This window comes from Nocardia brasiliensis IFM 10847 (assembly GCF_000710915.1).
In the GTDB taxonomy this organism is placed as follows: domain Bacteria; phylum Actinomycetota; class Actinomycetes; order Mycobacteriales; family Mycobacteriaceae; genus Nocardia; species Nocardia brasiliensis_A.
On record NZ_BAUA01000042.1, the window covers coordinates 97306 to 122450 of the forward strand.

At 66.3% G+C, this 25145-nt stretch carries 20 protein-coding genes and 1 pseudogene; 16 read left to right on the forward strand and 5 right to left on the reverse strand.

Translation table 11 applies throughout. From position 1 onward, the window contains the following. Positions 1-51: 51 nt before the first annotated feature. The 11 genes and pseudogenes from NBRGI_RS08280 to NBRGI_RS08330 all read left to right on the forward strand — a co-directional run bounded on the left by NBRGI_RS08280 (position 52) and on the right by NBRGI_RS08330 (position 15046). Entirely contained in the window at positions 52-1029 is a 978-nt protein-coding gene (locus tag NBRGI_RS08280) for an ABC transporter permease (protein WP_029894182.1), read from the forward strand. Further along, the gene (locus NBRGI_RS08285) at positions 1026-1946 is read left to right on the forward strand and encodes an ABC transporter permease (protein WP_029894189.1); all 921 of its coding nucleotides are present in this window, start codon (positions 1026-1028) and stop codon (positions 1944-1946) included. The genes NBRGI_RS08280 and NBRGI_RS08285 overlap by 4 nt, the downstream gene beginning before the upstream one ends. Beyond that, complete coding sequence (locus tag NBRGI_RS08290; protein ID WP_029894190.1) at positions 1943-3790, forward strand: ABC transporter ATP-binding protein; 1848 nt, start codon at positions 1943-1945, stop codon at positions 3788-3790. The genes NBRGI_RS08285 and NBRGI_RS08290 overlap by 4 nt, the downstream gene beginning before the upstream one ends. 13 nt (positions 3791-3803) lie before the next feature. Continuing rightward, positions 3804-5493, forward strand: a pseudogene (locus NBRGI_RS43555) (ABC transporter family substrate-binding protein). Positions 5494-5558: 65 nt separating this feature from the next. Then, complete coding sequence (locus NBRGI_RS08300) at positions 5559-7208, forward strand: ABC transporter family substrate-binding protein (protein ID WP_029894191.1); 1650 nt, start codon at positions 5559-5561, stop codon at positions 7206-7208. 32 nt (positions 7209-7240) lie between these two features. Further along, the gene (locus NBRGI_RS08305; protein WP_029894193.1) at positions 7241-8923 is read left to right on the forward strand and encodes an ABC transporter family substrate-binding protein; all 1683 of its coding nucleotides are present in this window, start codon (positions 7241-7243) and stop codon (positions 8921-8923) included. A 38-nt stretch (positions 8924-8961) separates the two neighbouring features. Continuing rightward, a complete protein-coding gene (locus tag NBRGI_RS08310; protein WP_235210887.1) occupies positions 8962-9576 on the forward strand; it encodes a hypothetical protein in 615 nt (204 codons plus the stop codon). Between the two features lie 346 nt (positions 9577-9922). Beyond that, a complete protein-coding gene (locus NBRGI_RS48980) occupies positions 9923-10807 on the forward strand; it encodes a FadR/GntR family transcriptional regulator (RefSeq protein ID WP_029894198.1) in 885 nt (294 codons plus the stop codon). A gap of 23 nt (positions 10808-10830) precedes the next feature. Next, positions 10831-11565, forward strand: coding sequence for a sterol desaturase family protein (locus NBRGI_RS08320; RefSeq protein ID WP_235210888.1), 735 nt, complete (start codon positions 10831-10833; stop codon positions 11563-11565). Between the two features lie 281 nt (positions 11566-11846). Next, a complete protein-coding gene (locus tag NBRGI_RS08325; RefSeq protein WP_029894202.1) occupies positions 11847-12761 on the forward strand; it encodes a hypothetical protein in 915 nt (304 codons plus the stop codon). 41 nt (positions 12762-12802) lie between these two features. After that, complete coding sequence (locus NBRGI_RS08330; protein WP_029894204.1) at positions 12803-15046, forward strand: heavy metal translocating P-type ATPase; 2244 nt, start codon at positions 12803-12805, stop codon at positions 15044-15046. A gap of 295 nt (positions 15047-15341) precedes the next feature. Here the strand turns inward: NBRGI_RS08330 and NBRGI_RS08340 are convergent, their stop codons facing one another. Beyond that, positions 15342-16226, reverse strand: coding sequence for an NAD(P)H-binding protein (locus NBRGI_RS08340; protein WP_051727579.1), 885 nt, complete (start codon positions 16224-16226; stop codon positions 15342-15344). Positions 16227-16638: 412 nt separating this feature from the next. Here NBRGI_RS08340 and NBRGI_RS08345 point away from each other — a divergent pair, with 412 nt between their 5' ends. After that, complete coding sequence (locus tag NBRGI_RS08345) at positions 16639-17559, forward strand: helix-turn-helix domain-containing protein (RefSeq protein ID WP_029894208.1); 921 nt, start codon at positions 16639-16641, stop codon at positions 17557-17559. A gap of 6 nt (positions 17560-17565) precedes the next feature. Here the strand turns inward: NBRGI_RS08345 and NBRGI_RS08350 are convergent, their stop codons facing one another. Beyond that, positions 17566-18717, reverse strand: a complete 1152-nt coding sequence (locus NBRGI_RS08350; RefSeq protein WP_036557955.1) for a helix-turn-helix domain-containing protein — start codon at positions 18715-18717, stop codon at positions 17566-17568. 165 nt (positions 18718-18882) lie between these two features. Between NBRGI_RS08350 and NBRGI_RS08355 the strand changes: the two genes are divergently transcribed. From NBRGI_RS08355 to NBRGI_RS47290, 3 genes are all read left to right on the forward strand, one after another. Further along, positions 18883-19140 (forward strand): hypothetical protein, encoded by a 258-nt coding sequence (locus NBRGI_RS08355; protein ID WP_029894212.1) that lies wholly within the window; start codon positions 18883-18885, stop codon positions 19138-19140. After that, positions 19137-19292 carry a hypothetical protein gene (locus NBRGI_RS48055; protein WP_158439813.1) on the forward strand — a complete coding sequence of 52 codons (156 nt, stop codon included), beginning with the start codon at positions 19137-19139 and terminating at the stop codon, positions 19290-19292. Before NBRGI_RS08355 ends, NBRGI_RS48055 begins: the two co-directional genes overlap by 4 nt. 1184 nt (positions 19293-20476) lie before the next feature. Beyond that, positions 20477-20656: a hypothetical protein gene (locus NBRGI_RS47290; protein WP_148310732.1), complete on the forward strand. Its 180-nt coding sequence runs from the start codon at positions 20477-20479 to the stop codon at positions 20654-20656. A gap of 279 nt (positions 20657-20935) precedes the next feature. On the opposite strand, the gene NBRGI_RS08375 is transcribed toward NBRGI_RS47290, so the two are convergent. From NBRGI_RS08375 to NBRGI_RS08385, 3 genes are all read right to left on the reverse strand, one after another. Then, positions 20936-22354, reverse strand: coding sequence for a recombinase family protein (locus tag NBRGI_RS08375; protein WP_235210889.1), 1419 nt, complete (start codon positions 22352-22354; stop codon positions 20936-20938). A gap of 198 nt (positions 22355-22552) precedes the next feature. Next, the gene (locus tag NBRGI_RS08380; RefSeq protein ID WP_029894220.1) at positions 22553-23296 is read right to left on the reverse strand and encodes a lysophospholipid acyltransferase family protein; all 744 of its coding nucleotides are present in this window, start codon (positions 23294-23296) and stop codon (positions 22553-22555) included. Between the two features lie 16 nt (positions 23297-23312). Then, positions 23313-24059 (reverse strand): lysophospholipid acyltransferase family protein, encoded by a 747-nt coding sequence (locus tag NBRGI_RS08385; RefSeq protein WP_029894222.1) that lies wholly within the window; start codon positions 24057-24059, stop codon positions 23313-23315. Between the two features lie 123 nt (positions 24060-24182). Here NBRGI_RS08385 and NBRGI_RS08390 point away from each other — a divergent pair, with 123 nt between their 5' ends. After that, a complete protein-coding gene (locus NBRGI_RS08390) occupies positions 24183-25073 on the forward strand; it encodes a hypothetical protein (protein ID WP_235210890.1) in 891 nt (296 codons plus the stop codon). The last annotated feature ends 72 nt before the right edge of the window (positions 25074-25145 follow it).

Consider the following 25145-nt stretch of genomic DNA (forward strand, 5'->3'; position numbering starts at 1 on the left):
GGGGCTAATACTCGTCGCTGGTCCGTCCAGCCGAAAGACACACGAGGACTGATGACCGGCTTCCTGCTACGACGCGCGCTTCACTATGTCGTGCTGTTGCTGCTGGCGTCGTTCCTGACCTTCAGCCTGGCGTCGTTGACGTTCCGGCCGCTGGACAGTCTGGAACAACGCAATCCGCGCCCGCCGCAGGCGGTGATCGACGCCAAGGCCGAGGAGTTACATCTCAACGACCCGATCCCGCAGCGCTATCTCACCTGGCTCAAAGGGATTCCGCAAGGCGATTTCGGGAAGACGCTGGCCGGTCAGCCGGTGAGCGCGGAGTTGCCCCGCCGGGTGGCGGTGAGTCTGCGGCTGCTCATCATCGGTTCGCTGGTCGGCACGGTGCTCGGTGTCCTGATCGGCGCGGCGGGCGCGATCAGGCAATACAGATTCAGCGATTACTTCACCACGATCATCTCACTACTGGTCCTCAGCACCCCGGTGTTCTTGCTCGCGACATTGCTGAAATACGGTGCGCTGGAAATAAATTCGCTCACCGGCGCGCAGATCTTCCTCTATACCGGGGAAACGTCGGCGAACCGGATCGATGGATTCTGGCCGCAGTTGCTCGACCGGTTACAGCATCTCGTGCTGCCGACGGCCGGCCTGGCACTCGGCGGCATGGCGGGCTACAGCCGCTATCAGCGCAACGCCATGCTCGACGTACTGCAGAGCGATTTCATCCGCACCGCCCGCGCGAAGGGTCTCACCCGCAGCAAGGCGCTGTACAAGCACGGTCTGCGAACGGCGCTGATCCCGATGGCGACGCTGTTCGCCTACAGCCTGCTCGGCCTGATCACCGGCGCGACGTTCACCGAGAAGATCTTCGGCTGGCACGGGGTCGGCGAGTGGCTGGTCGATTCGATCAACGCCCAGGACCTGTATCCGGTGGTCACGGTGACCGCGTTCGCCGGATTGGTGGTGCTGGTCTCTGGCCTGCTCTCCGATATCGTGCTGGCCCTGCTCGATCCGAGGGTGCGAGTTTCATGAGCGAAGCGGAAATCATTGTTCAAGGCGCACCCGAGCCCGCTGCGGCAGGTCGGCGCAAACTGGTGTGGCGCCGGTTCCTGCGCAACAAACCGGCGGTGGTCGGCGGCGTGATCCTGATCCTGCTGTTCGTCGCGAGTTTCGCGCTGCCGCCGCTGCTGAAGTACGACTACCAGCAACTGGACTACACCGCGCTGCTCAAGCCGCCGAGCGCCAAGCACCCGTTCGGCACCACGCAGATCGGGCAGGACGTACTCGCCCAGACGCTGCGCGGTATGCAGAAATCGCTGGTGATCGGCCTGTGTGTGGCCGTGGTTTCCACCATCATCGCCGCGACGGCCGGCGCGACGGCCGGGCTGCTCGGCGGCTGGACCGATCGCGCGATCATGTGGCTGGTCGATCTGCTGCTCGTGGTGCCCAGCTTCATCATCGTCGCGCTGTTCGCGCCGCGGACCAAGGGCAGCGGGTCGATCCTGCTGCTCATCCTGTTGCTCAGCGTGTTCGGCTGGATGATCAGCGCGCGCATCGTGCGCGGCCTCACGTTGAGTTTGCGCGACCGCGAATTCGTCAGAGCCGCAAGATATATGGGCGCGCCGACGCGCACGGTGATCGTCAGCCACATCCTGCCGAACATCGCCTCGATCCTGATCATCGACACCACGCTGGCGGTGGGCGCGGCGATCATGGCCGAAACCGGGCTCAGCTTCCTCGGTTTCGGTGTGCAGCCACCGGATGTCTCGCTCGGCTCGCTGATCGCGGCGGGCACCAAATCGGCGCTGACCTATCCGTGGTTGTTCCTGTTCGCCGGTGGCCTGTTGATCACCATCGTGTTGTGCGCCAACCTGGTCGGCGACGGACTGCGTGACGCGTTCGATCCCGGTGCCAAGCGGGCGCGCTCGAAGAAGAAGGCAAAACCATGACCGGGAACTTCACCGCGCCGCTGCTGGAGGTGACCGATCTGCGCGTCTCCTTCCCCAGCGAGGAGGGCCGCATCGAGGCCGTGCGCGGAGTCGATTACACGGTGTCCGACGGCGAAGTGCTTGCCATCGTGGGCGAATCCGGCTCCGGCAAGTCGGTGTCCTCGCTCGCGGTTATGGGGCTGTTGCCGGAGCAGGCCCGTATCGGCGGCTCGATCCGGTTGCGCGGCCGGGAGCTGCTCGGCCTGGGCGATCGCGAATTGTCCAGGCTGCGTGGCAGTTCCATCAGCATGGTGTTCCAGGATCCGCTGTCGGCGCTGACCCCGGTGTACCGGGTCGGCGAGCAGATCGCCGAAGCCCTGCTGGCACACGGCAATCTGAGCAAGTCCGAGGCCGCGGCCAAAGCGGTGGAACTGCTCGGCCTGGTCGGCATCGGCGAACCCGAGGTGCGCGCCAAGGCGTTTCCGCACGAGTTCTCCGGCGGCATGCGCCAGCGCGTGGTCATCGCGATGGCGATCGCGAACGATCCGGCGCTGATCATCTGCGACGAACCGACCACGGCACTCGACGTCACGGTGCAGAAGCAGATCCTGAATCTGCTGCGCAAGGCGCGCGATATCACCGGCGCGGGCGTCATCATGATCACCCACGACATGGGCATCGCGGCGACCCTGGCCGACCGGGTCGCGGTGATGTACGCCGGAAAGATCGTCGAAACCGCCTCCACCGCAGAGCTTTTCAATGCTCCACGGATGCCGTACACGGTCGGCCTGCTGGGTTCCATCCCGCGGATGGACGGCCCGGCCAGGTCGCCGCTGATCCCGATCGTCGGCTCGCCGCCTGCCATGCACGATCTGCCGCTGGGCTGCTCGTTCGCGCCGCGCTGCCCGATCGCGATCGACGAGTGCCGGGTCGCGGAGCCGCCGCTGGAGAAGACCAATCCCGGCCACGCCGCGGCCTGCATCCGCACCGCGGAGGTCGGCACCGACGCGCTGTTCGAGGCCTACCGGCAGGAGGTGTCCACACCGGAGGCCGAGGCCGAGGTGAGCGACCGGGTGGTGCTGCGGGTCTCGGATCTGGTGAAGACCTTCCCGATCACCTCCGGCATCGTGTTCCGCCGCCGCAAAGGCGAGATCCGCGCGGTCGACGGGATCAGCTTCGAGATCCGGCAGGGTCGCACGCTCGCGCTGGTCGGTGAGTCCGGTTCCGGCAAGTCGACCACGCTCACCCAGATTCTCGACCTGATCAGCCCGGAATCGGGCACGATCGAGATCATGGGCAGCGATGTCGCGTCCCTGAACAAGGCGCAGCGACGCGAGATCCGCCGGAAGATGCAGATCGTCTTCCAGGATCCGACCGCGTCGCTGGATCCGCGCCTGCCGATCTTCGACGCGCTGGCCGAGCCGATGCGCATCGACGGACGCCCCCGCACCGAGATCGAGCGGCGCGTACCGGAACTCCTCGAGCAGGTCGGGCTGCGGCGCGAGCATGCCGAGCGCTACCCCGCCGACTTCTCCGGTGGCCAGAAGCAGCGCATCAGCATCGCCCGCGCGCTGGCGCTGGACCCGGAGATCCTGGTGCTGGACGAGCCGGTGTCCTCGCTGGACGTCTCCATTCAGGCCGGTGTGCTGAACCTGTTGCGCGACTTGCAGATCGAACGCGGCCTCTCCTACCTGTTCGTCTCGCACGACCTGTCCGTGGTGCGCAATCTGGCACACGACATCGCGGTGATGTACCGCGGCAAGATCGTCGAATCCGGTGCCGCGGAACAGATTTTCGCGGCACCGCGGCACGAGTACACCCGCGAGCTGATCGATGCGGTGCCCGTGCCTGCCGTCAGCCGATAGTAAGGGGAGCGCGATGAGGGTCCGATCGAGCCGAACACTGGCACCGCGCTGCGCGATCGCGGTGGTCGCGCTGACCCTCATCGCGACGGGCTGCGGCGCGGACGACGGCGGCTCGGTCAGGCGGGGTGACCAGCGCGCTGGGCAGCACCAGCGATATCAACCCGAAGGACCCCGCCGAGCTACGCGACGGTGGCAATCTGCGGCTGCCGACCACGGCGTTCCCGGCGAACTGGAACACGCTGTCCATCGACGGCAACGACGGTGAGATCGCCGATATCGAACGGCCGTTGATGCCGCGCGCGTTCCACACGAACGCGGCCGGCGAGCTCACGATCAACAGGGACTACTTCACCGACGTCCAGCTCACCAGCACCGAGCCGCAGGTGGTCACCTACACGATCAACCCGAAAGCCGTGTGGTCCGACGGTAATCCGATCACCTGGGAGGACATCGCGGCGCAGGCGAAGGCTCTGGACGGCACCGACAAGCGCTACCTGATCGCCATCACCGTCGGCTTCGACCGGGTGGCGAAGGTGGAGCGCGGCGTCGACGACCGGCAGGCCGTCATCACCTTCAAGCAGCCGTTCACCGAGTGGCGTGGGCAGTTCGCCGGGAACATGTCGCTGTTCCCCAAGTCGGTCACCGCCGACCCGGAGACCTTCAACAAGGGTCTGGTCGACGACATGGGGCCGACCGCGGGCCCGTTCCTGGTCCAGTCGACCGATCGCGGCCAGGGCCGGATCGTCCTGGGCCGCAACCCGAACTGGTGGGGCGACAAGCCCAAACTCGACACCATCACCTACAGCGTGCTCGACAGCACCGCCTGGGTGCAGGCCGTGCAGAACAACGAACTCGACGCCGCACTGCTGCGCACCCTCGACGATGTGACCACCCTGCGGCGTTCCGCCGACGTCGCCATCCGACGCGCGCCGGGTAATCGCTGGCGTCACATCACCTTCAACGGCGCGCCCGGCTCCATCCTCGCCGATCCGGCACTGCGCGTGGCGATCTCGAAGGCGATCGATCGGCAGGGCATCGCCAACGCCGTCCAGAACGGGCTGGTAGAGCAGCCGAAACCGCTGAACAGCCACGTCTTCCTGGAAGGCCAGGCGGGCTACCAGGACAACAGCCTCGGCTTCGATCCGGCCGCCGCCGCCAGGGAACTCGACGCGCTCGGCTGGAAACTCAACGGCGACACCAGGGAAAAGGACGGCCGCAAGCTCGAGATCCGCGACGTCATGTACAAGGACGACGTCTGGGTGCAGATCGCGCAGATCATCCAGCAGAACCTGGCCCAGATCGGCGTCAAGCTGGTGATCGACACCAAGCCCGGCGCAGGCTATTTCACCGATGTCATCATCCCGGGCAACTTCGACGCCGCGCAGTTCATCTTCGTCGGTGACGCGTTCCCGTTCAGCAGCATTCCGCAGACCTATGGGTTCCATCCCGGCGACTGGCAGAACAACTTCGGCCAGATCGGCTCGCCGGAACTCAACGACCTCATCGATCGCACCTTGTCCGAACTGGACCCGAAGAAGGCGATCGAACTCGCCAACGAGGTGGACCGCAAGGTGTTCGAGGAGGGGCATTCGCTGCCGCTGACCCAGTCCGAAGGCAACTGGGGCGTGCGCGCCGATATCGCCAACTTCGGGTCACCGGGGCTGGCGTCGTACGACTACACCAAGATCGGATTTGTGAAGTGAGCCAAGCCGTATTTCGCCGGACCTCCCCGTGGAGACGTTCGGCCGCAACCCGATTCGCCGTTCCGATGGTCGCGCTCGGCTTGCTCGTCAGTGGTTGTGCGAGCACCGACGACGATGGCCACGCGCAAGGTGAGACAGGCGCGCTGAGCACGACCAACGACATCAACCCCAAGGGGCGCGACGAGTTACGCGACGGCGGCAACCTGCGGCTGGCGACATCGGCGATTCCGGAGAACTGGAACACGCTGTCCATCGACGGCAACGATGCCTCGATCAGCAGCATCCTGCGGCCCACCATGCCGCGCGCCTACCGGACCGATGCGGCGGGCAAGCTGACGATCGACACCGACTACTTCACCGACATCCAGCTCACCAGCACCAACCCGCAGGTCGTGACCTACACGATCAACCCGAAAGCGGTGTGGTCGGACGGATCGCCGATCACCTGGGAGGACATGCGATCTCAGGGTGCCGCGCTGAACGGAGCCGACAAGCAGTTCCTGGTCGCACAGTCGTTCGGCTTCGACCGGGTGGCGAAGATCGAACGCGGTGCCGACGACCGACAGGCCGTCATCACCTTCAAACAGCCCTACGCCGAATGGCAGGGGCAATTCGCCGGTGAGGCGTTCCTGTTCCACCGGTCGGTGACCGCGAACCCGGAAGCGTTCAACAAGAGCCTGATCGACGGCATCAAGTTGACTGCCGGGCCGTTCGTCGTGCAGTCGGTCGATCGCACCCAGCGCCGCGTGGTGCTCGGCCACAACCCGAACTGGTGGGGCGAGAAGCCCAAGCTCGACACCATCACCTTCAGCGTGCTCGACTCCGCCGCAATGATTCCCGCGTTGCAGAACAACGAGATCGACGCCGTCGGGCTCGGCACCATCGACGACGTGCGCACCGCGAAGAACACCCCCGGTATCGCGATCCGCCGGGCGACCAGCAACTTCTGGGGTCACCTGCGCTTCAACGGGGCGCCCGGCTCGATCCTCGCCGATCGTCAACTGCGCATCGCGGTTTCGAAGGCGATCGACCGGCAGGGCATCGTCACCGCCATCCACAACGGGATGGTGGAGAACCCGAAACCGTTGAACAGTCACGTCTTCCTCGCCGGACAGGTCGGCTACCAGGACAATTCGGCGCCGATCGCGTACGACCCCGCCGAAGCCGCGCGGATGCTCGACGAACTCGGCTGGAAACTCAACGGCGACGTCCGGGAGAAGGACGGCCGCAAACTCGAGATCCGCGACGTCATGCTCAACAGTCAGGGCTGGGTCCAGATGGCGCAGATCATGCAGCAGAACCTGGCCCAGGTCGGCGTCAAACTGATCATCGACACCCGGCCCGCCCAGGGCCTGTTCACCGACGTCATCCGCCCGGGCAACTTCGACGTCGCCCAGTTCTCCCTGGTCGGCGACGCGTTCCCGATCGGCGATCTCGCCCAGCTGTTCGCGTACAACCCCGATGACCTGCAAGGCAATTACGGCCGCATCGGATCGCCGGAACTCAACGCGCTCATCGAACGCACCGTCTCCGAACTCGATCCGCAGAAGGTGATCGAACTGGCCAACGAGGTCGACCGGAAGATCTTCGAAGAAGGGCATTCCCTGCCGCTCTACCAAACCCCGGGCAACGTCGGCGTCCGCGCCGAACTCGCCAACTACGGTGCGGCTGGACTGGCGTCTTACGACTACACCAAGATCGGTTTCGTCAAGTGACTACGCAGCACGCCTGCGGGAAGGAGCGAAACATGCGGGTTCGTTCATGGACAACGCGATTGGCGATTCCGCTGGTCGCCATCGGCTTGGTCGCGGCAGGCTGCAGTTCCGACGACACCAGTGCGCCGGCGGGCTCTTCCGACGCGCTCGGCACCACCAACGACATCAACCCCAAGGATGTCAGCGAGCTGCGCGACGGCGGCAACCTGCGCTTGGCGCTCAGCTCGCTGCCGCAGAACTGGAACGGGCTGAACAACGACGGCAACGACGCCGACACCGCCGCGCTGCTCCGGCCGACCATGCCGCGCGCGTTCAAAACCGATGCGGCGGCCAATCTTTCGGTGAACACCGACTACTTCACCGATATTCAGCTGACCAGCACCGAGCCGAAGCAGGTGGTGACCTACACCATCAACCCGAAGGCGGTCTGGTCCGACGGCACCCCGATCACCTGGGAAGACATTCAGTCGCAAGCACGCGCGATGAGCGGTGCGGACAAGTCGTTCCTGATCGCGACCACGGCCGGCTTCGACCGGGTGGAGAAGGTCGAGCGCGGCGTCGACGACAAACAGGCGGTCATCACCTTCGCGAAGCATTACGCCGACTGGCGTGGGCAATTCGCGGGCACCACGTTCCTGTTCCCCAAGTCGGTCACCGCGACGCCGGAAGCCTTCAACAAGGGTCTGCTGCAGGACCCGGGACCGAGCGCGGGACCGTTCATCGTGCAGTCCGTGGACCGGTCGCAGAACCGAGTGGTCCTGGGACACAATCCGAAATGGTGGGGCGACAAGCCGAAGCTCGACACCATCACCTTCAGCGTGCTCGACAACTCCGCGCAGCTGCCCGCCTTGCAGAACAACGAGATCGACGCCGTCGGCATCGCCAGCCGGGACGAGCGCAAGACCGCCGAGAACACCCCCGGCATCGTGGTGCGTCGCGCACCCGGTAACCAATGGTCGCACCTGACCTTCAACGGCGCGCCCGGCTCCATCCTCGCCGACGCCAAACTGCGCGTGGCCATTTCGAAGGCCATCGACCGGCAGGCGATCGCGACCGCCATCCAGAACGGCCTGGTCGAGAATCCGCAGCCGCTGAACAACCACGTCTACATGCGCGGCCAGGAGGGCTACCAGGACAACAGCCTGCCGTTCGATCCGGCCGCCGCGGCAAAGGAATTGGACGAACTCGGCTGGAAACTCAACGGCGACGTCCGTGAAAAGGACGGCCGCAAACTGGAAATCCGCGACGTCATGTACAACCAGGACGTCTGGGTCCAGCTGGCGCAGATCATCCAGCAGAATCTCGCGCAAGTCGGCGTCAAGCTGAACATCGAGACCAAGCCGGGCAACGGCCTGTTCACCGACGTGATCATCCCGGGCAATTTCGATGTCGGCCAGTGGAGTTGGGTGGGTGACCCGTTCCCGCTCAGCAGCCTGTCGCAGATCTGGGCCTACAACCCGGACGACGTACAAGGCAACTACGGCCGCATCGGCTCGCCGGAACTGAACGCCCTGATCGAGCAGACCGTGTCGGAACTCGATCCGAAGAAGGCCATCGAGCTGGCGAATCAGGTCGACCGCAAGATCTTCGAGGAAGGGCACTCGCTGCCGCTCACCCAGTCCCCCGGCAACATCGCCGTCCGGGACAACCTCGCGAACTTCGGTGCGGCCGGCCTCGCGACCTACGACTACACGAAAATCGGTTTCTTGAAGTGACTTTCGGATCAGGCCAACCCCTGGCCTATCCGATCGGTGTGACGATCGGCGCCCTGGCGGTTTGTTTCGCCTGGGCGCCGTTCGGCGATCCGGACCAGGTGGCGGCGCTCGCCACGGTGGTGCTCGGGATCGTCGGGTATTCCGGCTACCGGATCGGTGTCGCGCGTGGGCTTTTCGCCTTCTGGCCGGGGGGCACCGCACGCGAGGTCGGTGTTTCGCGGATCCGTCAGCAGTATCGGCTGGTCAGCAGGTCGTGGTTGGAGATCAGTGGAACCGGCAGGCCGCGTTGGCTTCCCGTCTACTTCGACCCGGCCCTGCTGACGCTCACCGAAGGCCAGGCCGAACTCACCGCTCGCACCGTTCACCTCGCGGGTCACCGCCTCTACCCCGCTGGCCGCATCCGCGCCACCGAACCCCCGGGCCGCCTCGTGGACAATCCGTCCCGCCCAGACCCCGCTGCCCCGGTCCACACCGCCACCCGCCTGCGCCGCCGCCTGCTCTTCGACGCCCAGCCCACCGTCGCTGCCCCCTTCGCCGCCCTCCTCTGGATCTACATAGACGGCGGCGACCTCATCACCTTCCTCGCCGCCACCACGGTCGCCGCAGCCGCCGCCCTCTGGCTGGCCGCCATCCGCGGCTCCGACCCCAGCTGAATCCGCACCACCCCACCCTGGCGAAATGGGTCTCGGGGTTCACAGACTGTCCGTACGGTTCACAGGCCGTACAACCCCTGTGAACTGTAGGAACGCTCTGTGAGGTTCCTACCTATCTGTCGCTTGGTGCGCAGGGCGGTCCGCTTCTGAGCGGACGCACCCCCTTTGGTGTTCCCGCGTGCTTCGTCGGACCGGCGTCAGTGCAGTGCGCGAGGCCGTGATGAGTGGGGAGAGTTTCTGTTGGCGGGATGCTGCGCGACCTCGGCCATCTCGTGGTGGGGTCCATGTTTCGTCTAATTGGTCTGACCACTTGACCTTCTTACCTTTGTGGCGCAGAGTTGGGATTATGGCGTTGCAACCTGTGGTCAAGCGGTCGGTGTCGGGGGATGTCTTCGAGCAGATCGTGGCGGATGTGTTGAGCGGGGAGTTGGCACCGGGGGCGACGCTGCCGAGCGAGCGACAGTTGGCCGAGGCACTGGGGGTGTCGCGGCCCGCGGTGCGGGAGGCGTTGCAGCGGCTGGCGGCGGCGGGGCTGGTTTCGGTGCGGCAAGGGGATGCGACGACCGTGCTGGACTACCGGCGCGGCGCCGGCCTCGAGGTGCTACCTCGGCTGCTGGTGCAGGCCGGCGAACTGGACCCCGCGGTAGCGCGCAGCATCCTGGAGGCACGCCTGCACAACGGCCCCAAAGTCGCCGAGCTCGCCGCCGCCCGCGCCGCCCGTACCGACGCCGCCGCATACGCCGACGGCACACCTACCACCACTCCACCTGCCGATAGTGCGGGTATCACCCCGACCTCAACCCCCTCGGGCACAACCACCTCCCGCGCAACCGCTTCGAGCACGAACACCTCCGGTGCGACTGCCACCGCTGCGGACGAAAAGCCTGGGCAGGCCACGTCTTTCGATGCGCTGACGGCGAGCGTCGAAATGCTTGCGGCGGCCGAAGACGCGGTGGCGAGGCAGCGGTTGGCGTTGGATTTCTGGGATCACGTGGTGGATGCGGCGGATTCCATCGTGTTCCGGTTGATGTTCAACATGTTGCGAGCCGCTTATGAACCGGCGCTCGTGGCGCTGGCTCCGATCATGTCCGCCGAGGTGGGCAATGTCGGGGCGTACCGCGAATTGGCCGCCGCCATTGTGGCGGGCCGGCCGCAAGAGGCCGCCGAGACCGCTCGGGCGCTGCTCGAGCCGGCGACCACCACTCTGATCGAGGTCCTCGGCGGCCACTGATCACGCTTCATCGAGGAAGTACCATGACGAAACCCGCAGCTGGGAAACAGGATTCAACCGTCGGACGCGATCCGGTCGAGGCGAGCGCGCGCGAGCGAGTGCGCAAGGACGAACGGTCGCTGCGCCGGGGACTCACGCTCGGGGCGGCGGCACGCGAGTTCCTCCGCCATCCCTCGCCGTGGCTCATCGGCGCCACGCTGGTCGCGGCGCTGATCGGCCGCGTCCTGGTCGGCGACTGGCAGGTGACCGACGCCATGGTGCCCGCGGTGATGCTGGCCGTGTTCCCGGCTTTCGAATGGATCGTGCACGTCACCGTCTTGCATTGGCGGCCGCGACAGCTCGGCCCGATCGCGATCGACAGCGAGCTGGCGCGCAAACACCGCGAGCACCATGTGGATCCGCGCGATATTCCGTTGATCTTCATCCCGACCAAGACCCTCGCGGTGCTGGTGGTCGTTCTGATCGCGGTGGCGCTGTTCGCGTTTCCGCGTCTCGGGCTCGGCCTGACCTTCCTGTCGATGATCACGATGCTCGGGCTCGGCTACGAGTGGACCCACTACCTGATCCACACCGACTACAAGCCGAAAGGCGCGCTCTACCGGGCGGTTTGGCGTAATCATCGGCACCATCACTACAAGAACGAGCACTACTGGTTCACCGTCACCACCTCCGGCACCGCGGATCGCCTCTTCGGCACCCACCCCGACCCCGCGACCACCGAAACCTCCCCCACCGCCCGCAATCTCCACGCCACGTAGCCGTCGAGGGGGAACGGGTGGCGGCGTCGGCCGAGTAGGCCCCGCCACCAGTTCCCCCTCGACGGACAAGACCGCCGCGCAGCACTGCGCGGCGGTCTTTTGTGTGACGTGGGGCATTCGGGGATCCGCTGCCGCGGGCTTGACTTAGTACCCTAGGGGGGTATGGTAATCAGCGAGAGACCGCCGACAGCGCAGGAGGAGACCGATGAGCACCGTGACCGTTCCCGGACCGAGTTGCCGTCGCCACTGCCGCACCGCCTGACCCGGAAACGGAGCATCCGATGAACACGTCCACCAAGTTCGCCGGCTTCGCCCTGGGCCTTGCCGCCGTCTTCGGGATCGCACTCGCGACCGGCGCGGCACTGGGCCCCGACGGCGCCGCTGATTCGACACACGAGGCCGGGCCCGCCCCCGCCGACCAAGCACCTGGAGGAATGATGAGCACCGAAAGCGGATACACGCTGCGGCTCGATACCCCGATCACCACTGCGGCGCAATCGGTTCCGCTGCGGTTCCGCATCCTGAACCAGGACGGCACGCCGCTCACCCGCTACACCCGCGCCCACGACAAGGACCTGCACCTGATCGTGGTCCGCCGCGACCTGGCCGGTTTCCAGCACGTGCACCCGGTGCTCGGCGGGGACGGCACCTGGAGCGTCCCACTGAATCTGACCCGCGCGGGCGACTATCGGGTCTTCGCCGATTTCACCCCGGAAGGCGGCGCGAACCTGACCCTCGGCACCGACCTGCGCGTCGCGGGCGCCTACGACCCACAGCCGCTGCCCGCACCCGTTGCCACCAGCACGGTCGACGGTTATGCCGTCACACTCGACGGCACGGTCACACCCGGCCAGGCCTCGAAGGTCACGCTGACGGTACGCAAAGACGGTAAGCCCGTCACAGACCTGCAGCCCTACCTCGGCGCTTACGGTCACCTGGTCGCGCTGCGCAGCACCGACCTCGGCTACCTGCACGTACATCCGGACGGCGCACCCGGCGACGGCGTCACCCCGGCCGGACCGGGTATCACGTTCTACGTGACCGCACCGACCGCGGGCGATTACCGGCTGTTCCTGGACTTCCAGCACGAGGGCGTGGTCCGTACCGCGGAATTCACGTTGGCCGTCGCGCCGGGAGCCGGCGCCACCGCGCCGGACGGTCACGGCTCCCACGCCACCGCCGGCCACGGCCACTGACCTGCCGATCCACCACTGTGCCGCAGAGAATGGAGCACACAATGACCACCGCGACGCAACCACCCGGCACCGGGCAGGTCGAATTGGTGATCGGCGGCATGACCTGCGCCTCCTGCGCCAACCGCATCGAGAAGAAGCTGAACAAACTCGACGGCGTCACGGCGACGGTGAACTACGCGACCGAGAAGGCGCGGGTCGACGTCACCGGCGATGTCTCGCCCGCCGAGCTGATCGCCACGGTCGAGCAGGCGGGGTACAGCGCGACGCTACCCGCTCCCGTCCCCACGGAAACCGCTGCCGTGGAAGCAGATCCGACCGCCGCGTTGCGAACCAGGCTACTGGTCTCGCTGGTACTCACCGTGCCGGTGATCGCGATGGCGATGATCCCCGCCTTGCAGTTCACCAACTGGCAGTGGCTCTCGCTCACCCTCGCCGCACCGGTCGTGGTGTGGGGCGCGCTGCCGTTCCACCGGGCGGCGTGGGCCAACCTGCGCCACGGCACGGCGACCATGGACACGCTGGTGTCGATGGGCACCCTCGCCGCCTTCGGCTGGTCGCTGTACGCGCTGTTCTGGGGCACCGCCGGGACGGCGGGCATGACGCACCCGTTCGAGTTCACCATCTCGCGGATGGACGGTTCGGGCAGCATCTACCTGGAAGCCGCGGCGGGCGTCACCACCTTCATCCTGGCCGGACGCTACTTCGAGGCCCGCTCCAAGCGACAGGCCGGCGCAGCGCTGCGCGCGCTGCTCGAGCTCGGCGCCAAAGAGGTTTCGGTGCTGCGCGGCGCGACGGAGCAACGAATTCCGGTGGAGCAGTTGGCCGTCGGCGATCGGTTCGTGGTCCGGCCCGGTGAGAAGATCGCCACCGACGGCGTGGTGCTGGAGGGCTCCTCGGCGGTCGACGCCTCGATGCTGACCGGTGAATCGGTGCCGGTCGAGGTGGGCCCCGAGGACACCGTGGTCGGCGCGACGGTGAACGTCGGCGGGCGGATCGTGGTGCGCGCCACCCGCATCGGCTCGGACACCCAGCTGGCTCAGATGGCGAAACTGGTCGAAGACGCGCAGACCGGCAAGGCACAGGCGCAACGCCTGGCCGACCGGATCTCCGGGATCTTCGTGCCGATCGTGCTGGCGCTGGCGGTCGCGACGCTCGGATTCTGGCTCGGCACGGGCGGTTCCGTCGCGGCGGCCTTCACCGCGGCGGTCGCGGTGCTGATCATCGCGTGCCCGTGCGCGCTCGGGCTGGCCACGCCGACCGCGTTGCTGGTGGGCACCGGTCGCGGCGCGCAGCTCGGCATCCTGATCAAGGGCCCCGAAGTGCTGGAATCGACCAAGCGCGTGGACACCATCGTGCTGGACAAGACCGGAACCGTCACCACCGGCCGGATGACCCTGCTCGACGTGGTCGCGGCCGACGGCGAAGACGCCGACGAGGTGCTCGCACTCGCCGGGGCGCTGGAGGATTCGTCCGAGCACCCGATCGCGCAGGCGATCGCCAAGGGCGCCAGGGAACGTGGTGAACTGGCCGCGGTCGAGGGCTTCGAGAACATCGAAGGGCTCGGTGTGCAAGGCGTGGTCGACGGGCACGCGGTGATCGTCGGACGGGCCCGGCTGCTCGCGGACTGGTCCCAGCAGTTGGATGCCGATCTGGAACAGGCAATGCGGGAGGCCGAGACGGACGGTAAGACCGCGGTCGCGGTGGGCTGGGACGGTAGGGCACGCGGCGTGCTGGTCGTCGCCGATGCCGTGAAACCGACCTCGGCCGAGGCGATTTCGCAGCTGCGTGCGCTCGGTCTGACCCCGATCATGCTGACCGGCGACAACAAGGCGGCCGCCGCGGCGATCGCCGCCCAGGTCGGGATCGACGAGGTGATCGCGGAGGTGCTGCCGCAGGACAAGGTCGACACCGTCAAGCGGTTGCAGGCCGAGGGCAAGGTCGTCGCGATGGTCGGTGACGGCGTGAACGACGCCGCGGCCCTGGCGCAGGCCGATCTGGGCCTGGCCATGGGCACCGGCACCGACGTCGCGATCGAGGCGAGCGACCTGACCCTCGTCCGGGGCGACCTGCGCGCCGCCGCCGACGCGATCCGGTTGTCCCGCAGGACCCTCGGCACCATCAAGGGCAACCTGTTCTGGGCCTTCGCCTACAACGTGGCCGCGATCCCGCTGGCCATGGCCGGGCTGCTGAACCCGATGCTGGCCGGTGCGGCGATGGCGTTCTCGTCGGTGTTCGTCGTCAGCAACAGCCTGCGACTGCGCGGATTCCGTTCCACCGCAGCGTGATACCCGAACCCGGACGGGACGGCACCCAAAAGGCGCCGTCCCGTCCGGTGTTTGCGGGGTCTACTGCAGAATGCCGCTGTTTCCCACCACCATCGCGGCACTTCCGGTGGCCCATGCCGCGGCGGCACTTCCCGTCGCGGCCAGCAGCGAGAGCAGAATCATGAGTTCGACCTTCCGTAGAGCGATGTTCGGTACCCGAAAAGTACTGTCGCGCAACAGCTCTCCACAACGATCCGGGTCGAACTCTCGGCAACCTCCCGTCTGCCTGCCAGCCAACTCACAGGACCGGGTCGCACTAGGTGACGGTCACGCGCGCGGCCGACGTGACGGGACCGAGAAACGCCGCGGCATGGGCGGCCGCCCAGTCTGCGTAGCTGCGGGGCGCGCGGCCGAGAACCTGGCGCACATCGTCGGTGCGCACCGCGTTGCCACCCGCCCGAACGAACGCCTGACCTGCGAGCGCGCCGTCGATGAACTCCTCCGACATGCCCGCCGCGCGCAGGTGCTCGCGGGCGGCCTCGTCCGGTATGTCGGCCACCTCGACCGGCCGGTCGAGCACGGTGGACAGGATGGCGGCCTGATCCCTGCTGGTGAGCAGGTCCGGACCGGTCAGGGTATAGATGCGCCCGGTGTGCTCGGCAGCGACCAGCGCTGCCACCGCCACTGCGGCGACGTCGTACGGATCGATGACGCCTTGCGTGCCCGTACCGGTCATGCTCGGCACCGGCCGACCCTCGCGGACGGCCTCGGCCCAGCTCAGCGTGTTCGAGGCGAAAGAGCTGGGGCGCAGTATGGTCCAGTCGACGCCGCTCTCCCGCGCCGCCTGCTCGCCGGGCAGATGCCAGGTACCGACCCGGCCGAGGTCGGCGCTACCGGTGCCGATGGCGGACAGTTTCACGATGCGGCGTACCCCCGCGTCGCGGGCGGTCGTGATCAGCGCACGGTCGGCCTCGGCGTACTCCGGTCCGAGAACGCCCACGATGAACGCCGCCTCGGCGCCGGCCATCGCCGCGGTCATCGAGTTGAGGTCCGTGTAGTCACCACGCACCACCTCGACGCCCGGCGGCGGCTGCGCCCGCGCCGGATCGCGGGTGACGGCGCGGACGTGCTCGCCGCGCGCCGCCAACTGCTGAACGATTTCGCTGCCGATGGTGCCTGTCGCACCGGTGATCAGGATCATGACCATCACGCTGCTCGCGGTCCGACCGGCTTTTCTAGGAGATTTCGGCACACCTCAGCGGGCCGGAACTGCTTACAGTTGATCTGGTGATCATCGATGCCGCATCCGATTTCCGGCGGTTCAGCAGGCCCAACCGCCGAACGCGTTCCTCGCGGAGCCGACGGTGACCACGCCGCCTCCGCCCACACCGACGGACAGTCGGCGCGGCCGCCGCGACGTCCCCGCCCGGAGCAGCGACGTTCAGGTAACGGAAGCGTCCCTCGGGGTCTCCGGCTTAGCCGACAACGCAAGTGTCGCACCGCTTGCCCGCCGTGCAGGTCGAAGGTCCACGCCCGTCGGGGCAGTCCGGAACTCCGCTCGAGTCACCCTTGCACCACGCGCGTCCGTCCTGTTTTCCGAGTCGATCGAAGAGGTGGTCCCCGCGCCGGAGTCGTTGCGGCCCTGGCTCACCGACCTCGGCCACGTTCCGGTCGTGCGGGAACTGCGCGAACCGTTCGCGCATGTCCCACACGCGGCGACGACGGTCGTGCTGCGCACCGAGACCGCCGGCCCGTGGGACGCGCTGGTGGTCGGACCGCAGACCAAGGCCAGCTACCCGTATCCGGGGAAGCCCACGTCCTGTATCCGACTGCGGTTGGCGCCCGGTGCCATCGAGTCACTGCTGGGTGTGCCTGCGCAGGTGATCACCGATCGCGTCGTTCGCCTCGCCGACTTGCCGGGTGCGGCAGCCGGTTTCGCCAGGGACCTGCTGGAGTTGGCACCCGCTGAGGTGTTCAGCTTCCTGGAAGAGGCGATCCCGCAGAGGATTTCCGACGATCCGGCGCGACGCGCGCGACGGCGGCTCCTGCGGACCGCGATGCAGGCGATGTCGGCAGGACGTTCGGTCCCCGAGACAGCCGCTGCCATCGCCGTCAGCGAGCGGCAACTACGTAACCTCTTCACGGCCGGAATCGGCGTCTCCCCCAAGCATTTCGCTCGAATAGCGCGCGTCCGCCGACTGCTCGAGCGCACAGGTGATACGCCGTGGACCATCGCTGGGGCGGGGGCGGCGCTGGGCGGCGCCCCCAACCAGACGATGAACCGATCGCGACCGACCCAGTTACCCGGCGGTGCACCATCGCTGGCGCGACTCGCGGCCGAGGCCGGCTACTACGACCAGTCAAAGGTCAACATTTCACCTACCTCGCTCGCCCAGGTGGCATCGGTCAGCGGCTACTACGATCAATCCCACATGACGTCGGACTTCCGGTCGCTCATGGGCACAACTCCTGACAAGTACTTCAAAGGAAAACTGCCTGCTCCAACGGCCTGCCAGGCGCTACCGCGCGCCTAACGGCGGCTACGCCTGGTAGGTGTCTCGGAACGCTTCGCGCACCACGGCCGCGTCCGGGGCGTCGCGGTTCTCGATGCCGGACACCACCTCAGACACACGCCAGTAGTGCGACGGCACCAAGTTGCCGGACGTCACCACGGTCAGCGCCACGTCCGCAGCCTCGTCGGGCTTGTCGGCAGCGACTAGCGCCAAACCCAGATCCAAGCTCGCCATAGCGATCCGGCGCGGGCGGGTAGAGGCCGCGCGGGACAAATCGGCGAGGACATGCCGGGCGTAGGACTCTGCCGCCGGATCACCGAGCCAGGCCAGCGTGGTCGCCACATAAGCATCAGATTTCGCCGGGTCGTACCGGAAATGATGTTCTGGACGGTCGGGAACGCTGAGTCCGGACACGAGCCGGGCAACCCTTCGCAGCGCGCCGTAGGTTCCCGTGGTATCCCCTAGCCGGGCCAGCGCGCGGCCCTCCTGAGCCGTGGCCTGAATGTGGACCGAACTGCCTTCCGGGGCAAGGGATTGCGCGGCACGGGACAGCTCGGCTGCTTCGGTGAACGCTCCGTCCATCAACTGTTGCCACGCCCGTGTTTCCATGCACCATGCCGCGATCTCCGGGTGCTGCGCTTCGTCGGCCAGCTTCCACGCCAGGTGGCCCCGGGCCGCTGCGGAAGGGGTGTCGCCCAGATCGATATGGCAGGTGCTGCCCAACAGCGACAACCAGCCGACCGCTACGAGTAACCGGCGGTGCTGAGTCAGGGTCTTGCGGGAATCCATGAGTCGCCCGGCATAGCCCAGATGCTGGCGGATGCGTACAAGTAATTCGCCTGGCGCAGTCGTCGGATAGGCAGAGGCCAGGTCGTCGATGGCCAGTTCCAGGCGTTCGAGGGTGTCGCCTCCAATATCTGAGGCCGCCGCGCGTCGCATCCATTCAGCTGCCGCCTGTTCGCCATCGGCCGGTTCGACGAACAGCGCGGAGCCGACCCCGAGCGCGTCCGCGTAGGCGCGCACGTGCTCAGGCCGGACCGTGCGCTGCCCGGTTTCCAGCAGTCCCAGAAGCGCCTTGCTGTAGTGCGTGCGCGCGGCCAGCGCGGACAGGCTGAGCCGAGCGGCTTCCCGCGCTGCGCGCAGCCGCTCACCTGTGACGTTCTCCCCGCCGGGGTGCATAGGTCCAACGGTAGCCGTGTGTTGTCGCGGCTGTAGACGGTTGTGGACGCGAAGACAACACCAGGCCGAAACATGCACGCCTAGCGTTTGATTCAGCCGCCGCCGGGTTGATCTCGAATCCTCGGCGGCGGGAGTAACCACTCCAGACAGCGGAAGGGGCGGGCCATGAGCCTTCCCGCACGACGCGACGACGAAGACGCCCAGAAACTGGCGCTGGCACCCGACGACGGGCCAGGCGGCTACCTCCAGCGCAGCGACGGATCATGGTTGGTGGTCGACGCTGAAGGGTGGGCGGTCGATCCCAACGAATTCCGCGCGCTCGAACGCGAACTCCATGCCGATGCGCTGTCGGCCATCGCAGCCGTGACATACATACCGATCGACGTCGACCCGATATCCGTGCGGGACACCGAGATTCGATGAATGACGGGTGGATCCTCCTGGGCTGGATCGTCGTCTTCGTCCTGCCCCTTGTGGTTGGGGTGGCCGCGATCGTCTGGCCCCAGCGGGTGGCGAAGGATCGCACTGTGGAGGCAATACGCCAGCGCATCGAGGACGAGGACAGCGACCGCTGACCGTACGGTATACACACAGCTCAGTCACGATTTGGTCCGATTTCAGAGAGACTGGCGAATATCTAGTTATCGTCGGTGGATGAACAGGTTCACCACGGCGGTGAAGTATGAAGATTTGCCCGTTGGGTTCTGGGACGGCGACCGCGCCACCTTGACCCAAGACTCGGTCATTCACGCCGTCCCAGCGGGACAGGACCGGACGTTCTGCTCGTTGTCAGCGTCATCGTTGGAGTTAGTTAACCCCACGAATCCCGGCCCGTGGCCCGACCCGTCATTCGCCGACGAGCATCGGTGCCTGTTCTGCGAGAACGAAGTACGGAAACTGCAAGGAACGTGATTCAGATGGCGGGATATGCCACGGCCCTCGAGGTATGGGGCCCGACGATTGACATCACAAATATGGGGAGTGGGGGGAACCGCGAAACGATGCGGGGTGCGAGCACCAAACATGCCGTCGCACACCCCGGTACCGACCCTATCGACCTAAGAGCACTTCAAACCCTCTGCGGCAAGCCCACGCGCAACATGAGCTTCCTACCCAAGGAGCAGGGGATTTTGTGGACCGCGCTGAAGTACGAAGACGGCGTCTGCACGAAGTGCCTGAGCGAGGCGAAGAAGAGGGAACTGCGGTCTTAGGCTCAGATTCGGCCATCGGAGAGGTCGGCATGGCCTCCGATAACGATCACTTATCGGAGGTCAGAATTCGGCCCGATCCCCGCCACCGTTCGATGCCGCATCGCTGCACCGGAGGACCTGCCTGAGCCGTCTTGGCCCAGGCAGGAGCGGTTCAGCCCCAGTTTCGCCGGGCCTCGGGACCCCTCTACCCGGGATCCCAGCGTCACCGGACGACTCACTTGATCGCAGGCCATACGGAATCCACGGCTGGTTCCCAATCCAATCATCTAGCGCAACCCCGCCAATCCATTTGTAATGGAAGGCGAGGGCACGTGCGGTGCGCGTGACATCACTACAACTTCATAGAGAGGCGGCGAAGTGAAGCCGAAACAGGTTGCCAACTTCGTGAGTACGGGCGAGGGCGGACGGATGGTTGGGCGTTCCTCACAGACAATCCGCTCATACATCCATCGGGGCCTGCTGACTGGATATCGCGTCGGCCCAAGGAACTTCAAGGTCGACCCCGAGGAGTTGGTCGAAGTCGTCTCTATTCTGGACGGCTACTGGGAATGACCACGAACGACTGGCACGAGCGCGTTAAAGCCATCGTCGACCAAGCTCCGCCGCTCGACCCCAAGCAACGGGATGTCATCTCTGAGCTGTTCCGAGCAGCACGCCCCTCCAATTTGAGCGCAAAGCCGTCGCAAAAATGTACTGAAATGGCGCATTTCGAGCGACAGGCCGCATGACCGACATGGTCCTTAACTAGGCCGTCAGGCCTGGCCAATCCCGAATCACGGCGCTTTCTGGCAAGTCCGCCGTAAACCGACTGCTCCGAGTATGTGCTCACGCGAAGCGCGCCGACTCGGCGGCGCGGCCACTTCCATAGTCTGATCAACAGTGTTGGTGGTTCCCGAAAGCCTTGCGCCCATTGGGCGTGAGGCTAGAGGCGTTGGGATAGCAAGCGGTGAGCGGAGAAATTGGGAGACTGAGCCTTGGGAGGCTATCCAAAGAGGGTGCCTATATCGTCAGGCAGATACTGTCTTCCATTCAATCTGGATGTACGAGGAATCGAAGTAGGCACCGCCGATCCGCCGACCGCGCGGCACCGGCAAGATGGTCACTGTCATCAGAGCATCAACGACCTTCCCCCTCATGTCCGGGCTGAATCGCTCGCTTTCCCACTCAGCCCGAATATCCTCAGCCAGAAGAAGATCCGCTACGACCGAGTGCTTTCGCGCGCTGGCGAGTTCGGCTCGCACCTGGTCGAGTTCGCGCGTCTTGTCGGCTGTGCCCGTCCTCAGCTGCGACTCAATGATCACCTTGTCGTTGAACAATCGCATGAGGTCATCGAGATCTGCCACGATGGCGGCCTCCCTAGTCTTCAACGCGTCGAGGTCGACGTCTGCGTCATCGTTCAGCAGTCCTCTGGCGTCGTCACGTGATAGTCGCTCGATTACCAGATCCGACACGAATGCATCTACTTTCTCCGCGACGCGGGAAAGATGCGGCGCTGCCGAGCAGGTGTACGCAGGCCCGGGACCGCGTTTGCGAGTCCCCTTCGGGGTAGTCATAAGTCGACCGCAGCCGGGTTTACCGCAAACGTAAACGCCCGACCCCATCCACTTACGCTCCCAAGTCATGCCCTGAGAGCGTGACGGATCGTTGAGCAGCGCCTGCAGGGCCGTGAAAGTGTCGCGATCGAATATCGGTTCCCACGTTGCCTCTCCGATTACTTGCCCTTCATGGAGCGACAGCGCCGCATTCCGGTGCCGCAGCAGAACCTGCTTCACGGTCTGAATGCGAAATTCATTGCCGTTGAACGATGTTCGGAATCCAGCCTGATTCCATTCCCGCGCAACCTGGCCGAGGGATACACCACTGAGCACCTTTCGCGCACCGTCTCGAACGGCCTCCGCTTCGTCTTCGCGGAGTGATACACCATCCGATTCCCAGCCGAACGGCCGCCGACCGCCTCGATACTTTCCGTCCATCGCGGCCTGGCGTTTGGCGGCCTTCTGCCGTTCGATGGCGTGCTCGACTTCGTGTCGCGCGTATACCCCCAGAGTCCGCGCAAACGCCCTGCCGCCTGGCGTCGACAGGTCCATGGTCCCGGTCTTCACCGTTTTGACTTCGATCTTCCGGCGCTCGCACAACTCGATGAATGCCTCCAGCTCGATTGGTCGCCGGTGCAGCCGGTCCGTATGCCAAGCAAGAATCGCTTGCGCCCGACCCTCTTCGATGGCCTCACACATCGCGGTGTACGCCGGTCGCTTCTTCCCGGAGTACGCCGAAATGTCGTTGTCCTCAAAGACTTCTACGACCGTCCAACCCAACCGTTCGGCAAGCTCCACACACTCGGCGCGCTGCCTCTCAACCCCCAGACCAGCGCCTTCGTGATCCTTCGAAATCCGCACGTAGACAACTGCTCTCACCGCATCCTGCATGTTTAGAAGGGTAGTTCGTAGACCTACGACCAGTCCCACATGACCGCCGACTTCCGTGCGCTCATGGGTGTGCCGCCCACTGCCTTCCTCCGTGGCGTGCTCCCGCCGCCCACCCCGTGCAGGCCGCTGCATCGCATGTAGAACCCACAGACCCGCCGCACCGAGAACCGGTGTGGCATCGGGCAAGTCGCTGTGGGACTAGTGGTCGCGGGCGGCGCGGCGGCGGGCGAGTTCTTCCTGTTCGAGGATGGCGGCCTGGTCGAGGGTGGGGGCGGTGCCACCGAGACGGGCGGGAACCCAGCGGGCGCCGGGCTCCATCGGGTAGTTGTCCTGCGCCTGGGTGAGCAGGGTGGACATCGCGGCGCGCAGGGTGGCGGTGAGGGTTTCGGCGGGTTCGGCGGCGGGGATGGGCGCGGCGACCCGGATGTTGATCGGAAAGTTGTGGCGGCCCAGCTTTTTCGGGATGTCCTTGGTCCACACCCGGTGTGCGCCCCAGATCACCACCGGGACGATCGGCACGCCGGCCTCGATCGCCATGCGCGCGGCCCCGGACTTGAACTCCTTCAACTCGAAACTGCGGCTGATGGTGGCCTCGGGATAGACCACGACCAGTTCGCCGTCGCGCAGCGCCTGCACCGCGCGGCCGTAGGATTCGGCGCCCGCGGTGCGGTCCACGCCGATGGCCTTGCAGTGCTTCATCAGAAAGCCGACGATGCCGTGTTCCAGCTCGGCCTTCATCATGTATCGGACGTTGCGGCCGGACTTGCGGCCGACCAGCCCCACCTCCATGAAGTCCAGGTACGCGGTGTGGTTCACGGCGAGCACGGCCCCGCCGGTGCGCGGGATGTGCTCCTGTCCGGCGATATCGATCCGCAGGCCCTGCACCAGGAATATGGTGCGGACCAGGCCGGTGAGTAGGTCGTAAACCGGTTCCCGCGCCATCCGAAACTCTCCGCTGTTACGAGGCCGGCTTCTTGCGTGCGGCCTTTTCCGCGGCCTCGGCGGCGTCGAGCGCGTCGGCCTCTTCCAGAGTAGGAGCGCTACCGCCGAGGCGGGCCGGGACCCAGTACGCGCCCGGCTCGTGCACGTAGTCCTTTTGCAGGTCGAGCAGCATTTCCTGCATGGTCGCACGCAGTTTCGCGGTCAGTTCCGCGGCGGGCTCGAACGGCGCGATGGGCGCGCCGACCGCGATGGAGATCGGGGTGTTGGTGCGACCCAGACGCTTCGGGAAACCCTTGGTCCACACCCGCTGCGCACCCCAGATGACGATCGGGATGATCGGCACGTCCGCCTCCAGAGCCATGCGCGCGGCGCCGGATTTGAACTCCTTGATCTCGAAGCTGCGGCTGATGGTCGCCTCGGGATAGACCCCGACGAGTTCACCGCGTCGCAGATACTCGACAGCAGCCTTGTAGGAGTCGGCCCCTGCGCCCCGGTCCACCGGAATGTGCTTGAGCGCGCGCATGATCGGGCCGGAGATCTTGTCGTCGAAGACCTCTTTCTTGGCCATGAACCGGATGTAGCGCTTGGGCGTGCGCACCGGCAGCCCGGCGTAGGTGAAGTCCATATAGCCGGTGTGGTTGACCGCGAGCACGGCACCACCCTGCGCGGGGATATGTTCATCGCCCTTGACGGTGAACTTCAGCCCCTCGACGAAGAAGACGGTTCGGGCCAAGCCGATGATCGTGCGGTAGACGGGTTCCACAATTCCGCTAGCGTAGTCGCAGACTGTCCCATCCGGCAGTGCGCCATCACGATGTGGGCCGCACCCGGTGTGGCACAGACCCCGATCGGCCCGCCGCCGGAGGCAGAGAAGAGGATCGTCGAAGTGGACAGCGCCCTACCGAAACTGTGTGGACGCGAACAGGAATCAGCGCGGAAGGTGGTGCGGGGCGCCCGCCGTGCCGTGCTCGGCGGATTAGCCGTGACCAGCGCCTTCGCCATCGTGGGCTGTGACTCCACGGTCGGCATCCCGCAGGATGACGCACCGAGCGCGGTCGCCGCGGTGAGCACCCCGGCCGCTGCCGTGCCGACCGCTGCACCGGCGACGACCACCCCGGCGGTGGTCGTCCCCACGTCGGGCACGGTGCGCGAATTGCCGGAAGCCGTGCAGCGCTGGGCCGACGACCTGCCGACCAGCACCGTCGAGCAGCTGAAGGCCAAGTGCTGGACGATCGCGCCGCGCAATGTCGCCGACATGTACGGCAACGAGCAGGCCATTCTGGCCGCGCTCGCGCAGCCCGGCACCGCGACCCCGGACGGCATCACCTGGCAGAACCGGAGCACCACGGTCACCGTCGAACGCGCCGCATTGGACACCGACTACGCCTGCCCGCGGGTGGCCACCGGCGGCGCGGAGATCGAGTACAACGACGCCGACGCCAGGCACACGGTGCGGCGCTACCTGGCTCGATTCGTCGGCAAGCCGCTGGATCCGGCCGACAAGGAAGGCACCTATCCGCTGGTGTGCAAGGCCGCGCCCGCGGCCTGGGATCCCAGCGGCACCGGTAAGCCGGTCGCCGCACCGCTGGCGAACAACCCGGGCAAACTCACCGGGACGGCCAAGTTCGCGGATCAGGAGATCAGCTCCAAGGCGCTACGCGGGGACTACCTCGCCGTCGAGGTGCCCGTGACGAATTCATCCGGTGTGACCCAGACACGTACCTTCACGGTCCTGGCGGGCCCGCAGGGCTACTGCATCGGCGACGTTTCGTCGTAGCGCGCGCACCGCCGTGGTCGCGCGCCGCGGGACCACGGCGGCCGCCGACCGGGCCGCTCGGCGCAGCCATTA